Source organism: Xanthobacter sp. NM-59, assembly GCF_021401125.1.
In the GTDB taxonomy this organism is placed as follows: domain Bacteria; phylum Pseudomonadota; class Alphaproteobacteria; order Rhizobiales; family Xanthobacteraceae; genus Xanthobacter.
The window spans coordinates 1-2,312 of sequence record NZ_JACBFQ010000025.1 but is presented as its reverse complement, the minus strand read 5'-3'; the positions used below and the strand labels follow the sequence as shown (position 1 = coordinate 2,312).

At 68.2% G+C, this 2,312-nt stretch carries 2 protein-coding genes; both read right to left on the bottom strand.

Annotation, left to right across the window (positions count from 1 at the left end; all coding sequences use genetic code 11):
- On the bottom strand, positions 1-1,039 hold a 1,039-nt coding region (glmS, locus tag L0966_RS22125; RefSeq protein ID WP_234054267.1), incomplete at its 3' end, for a glutamine--fructose-6-phosphate transaminase (isomerizing).
- Positions 1,040-1,341: 302 nt separating this feature from the next.
- The coding region (gene glmU, locus L0966_RS22120) for a bifunctional UDP-N-acetylglucosamine diphosphorylase/glucosamine-1-phosphate N-acetyltransferase GlmU (RefSeq protein WP_234054266.1) at positions 1,342-2,312 on the bottom strand (971 nt) is incomplete at its 5' end.

Below are 2,312 nucleotides of genomic sequence, written 5' to 3'. Positions count from 1 at the left end.
ACTGGGAAATGACGATGGTCACCCCGCCCGGCTCCAGCGGCGTTTCCCGGTAGCGGAATTCCGATGCGATATCGATGGAGACGGGAATGCGGGCGAACTGCTCGATCCAGTATTCCGCCACAGCGCCGGCATAGAGGGCGGTGCCGCAGGCGGTGATGGAGATGTGCCGCACATCCTTCAGGTCGAACGGCAGCTCCGGCAGCGCGACCTTTTCGGCGGCAAGGTCGAGATAATGGCCGAAGGCATGGGACATCACCTCCGGCTGCTCATAGATCTCCTTCGCCATGAAGTGGCGATGGTTGCCCTTGTCCACCAGCAGCGCGCCGGCCGGCACCTTCTGCACGGGGCGGGCCGCCACCGCGCCGCTCTCGTCCCGGATGGTGGCGCCCTCGCGGGTCAGCACCGCCCAGTCGCCCTCTTCCAGATAGGTGATGCGATCGGTGAAGCTGCCGAGCGCGATGGCATCGGAGCCCAGGAACATTTCCCCGCTGCCATAGCCGATGGCGAGGGGCGAGCCGCGCCGGGCGGCGATCAGCAGGTCGTTTTCACCGTCGAACAGGAAGGCGAGGGCGAACGCGCCCTTGAGGCGCGGCAGCACGGCTTCCACCGCCGCGGCCGGTGTGCGGCCGGCGAGCAGCTCGCGGTCCACCAGCTGGGCCACCACCTCGGTGTCGGTGTCACTCTTGAAGCTCACCCCCAGATCGGTCAGATCCTGCTTGAGCTCGCGGAAGTTCTCGATGATCCCGTTGTGCACTACCGCCACCCGCTTGGTGGCATGGGGGTGGGCGTTGCGCTCGGAGGGCTTGCCATGGGTGGCCCAGCGCGTGTGCCCGATGCCGATATGGCCGTGCAGCGGATGCTTCATCAGCTTCTGCTCAAGGTGGCGCAGCTTGCCCTCGGCGCGGCAGACCTCGAGGTGGCCATTCTCCAGCGTCGCGACACCGGCCGAATCGTAGCCCCGGTACTCCAGGCGGCGCAGGGACTCCACCAGGTGATCCGCGACCGCGCTCTTACCCAGGATGCCGACGATGCCACACATGCACTGAAGCTCCACATTGCGTTGCGCGCGCCCCGCTTCCGCCAGGGAATCGGTGTGCGCCGCGGGACTGGTTCATTCCTACCCCGCTGCACCGCAAGGCCAGAATCACTTCCGCTTTCGGTTCCTGTCTGCGGGCGCCGGCCGCCGCGCGGCCGCCCTCAGCGGGGACGTGGCCTGCAAGTCTCATTGACTTGCAGGGTCGTTGACTCGCAAGTCTCGTTGACTCGCAAGTCTCGCTGACTTGCAGGGGGCTGACTCGCAGGGGGGCTGACTTGCGCGGATCCCTGACTTGCGGGCGCGGCTCATTCCCTGGCCTTGCGGGCGCGGAACTCGCGGGCCCAGCCTTCCTTCACCGTCTGCCGGCTGCGAGCCAGCACCAGGGCATCCTCGGGCACGCTGTCGGTCACCACCGCGCCGGTGCCCACAAAGGCGCCCTTGCCGATGGTCACCGGAGCCACCAGCGCCGAATTGACGCCGATGAAGGCGCCCTCGCCGATCTCGGTGCGGTGTTTGCCGAAGCCGTCATAATTGCAGGTGATGGTGCCGGCGCCGAGATTGGAGCGCGCCCCCACATGGGCATCGCCCACATAAGAGAGGTGGTTGATCTTGGCGCCCTGTTCCACGTGGGAGGCCTTGATTTCCACGAAATTGCCGATGCGCACGCCGCTTTCCAGGCGCGCCCCGGGACGCAGGCGGGCGAACGGGCCGATGCTGGCCCCCTCCGCCACAGAGGCCCCCTCCAGATGGCTGAAGGAATGGATGACCACGTCATCCCCCACCGTCACGTCGGGGCCGAACACCACATGGGGTTCCACCACCACGTCCCGGCCCAGCCGCGTGTCGGCGGAAAGAAAGACCGTCTCCGGCGCCACCAGGGTCGCGCCCGCCGCCATGGCGGCCCGGCGCAGGCGCCCTTGCAGGATCGCCTCGGCCTCGGCGAGCTGGAGGCGGCTGTTGACGCCGGCCACCTCCTCCACGTCCGCCTCGGCGGCGACCGCCTTCAGGCCATCCGCGCGGGCCAGCTCCACCATGTCGGTCAGGTAGTACTCGCCCTTCGCATTGGCGTTGCCGATGCGCTCCAGCAGACCCAGCGCCACATCCCCCGAAAGGGCCATGAGGCCGGCATTGCAGAAGCCCACCGCCTTTTCGGTGGCGCTGGCGTCCTTCTCCTCCCGGATGGCGCGCAGCGTGTCGCCCTCGGTCAAAAGCCGGCCGTAGCCGGTGGGATCGGCGGGGCGGAAGCCCAGCACCGCCACCGCCGCCCCTTCGGCCA